The sequence below is a fragment of the Bacillus sp. LR--39 genome, from assembly GCF_053613335.1.
This window is the reverse complement of sequence record NZ_JBSIOT010001426.1, coordinates 1-550: the sequence shown is the minus strand read 5'-3', so window position 1 is coordinate 550 and position 550 is coordinate 1. Positions and strand designations below refer to the sequence as shown.

General features: G+C 43.3%; 1 protein-coding gene and 1 pseudogene. Both read left to right on the top strand.

Annotated elements, in window-relative coordinates:
* A partial coding sequence (locus ACWHAR_RS30920) for a ParA family protein (protein WP_452088912.1) occupies window positions 1-118 on the top strand: 118 nt, incomplete at its 5' end.
* Window positions 111-550: pseudogene (gene spo0J / locus ACWHAR_RS30915) on the top strand (stage 0 sporulation protein Spo0J); the annotation flags it as partial. The gene ACWHAR_RS30920 and the pseudogene spo0J, both read left to right, overlap by 8 nt.

The window sequence follows — 550 nt, the reverse complement described above, 5'->3', positions numbered from 1 at the left end:
TAATGTCCGTCTGAGTGAGGCACCGAGTCACGGAAAACCCATCATTTTATACGATCCGCGGTCAAGAGGTGCGGAAGTATATTTAGATTTAGCAAAGGAAGTGGCTGCGAATGGCTAAAGGCCTTGGAAAAGGGATTAATGCGTTATTTAATCAGGTAGATTTGTCTGAAGAGACAGTTGAAGAAATTAAAATTGCCGATTTACGCCCTAATCCTTATCAGCCAAGAAAACACTTTGATGACGAGGCATTAGCTGAACTAAAAGAATCTGTGCTGCAGCATGGCATTCTTCAGCCGCTTATCGTCAGAAAATCTTTAAAAGGCTATGATATTGTTGCGGGTGAACGGCGTTTTCGAGCGGCAAAGCTGGCAGGTTTAGATACAGTTCCGGCCATTGTCCGTGAATTATCAGAGGCGTTAATGAGGGAAATTGCTTTATTAGAAAATCTTCAGCGTGAAGATTTATCTCCGCTTGAAGAGGCTCAGGCATATGACTCCTTGTTGAAACACTTAGATCTCACACAAGAGCAGCTTGCCAAACGTCTTGGGAA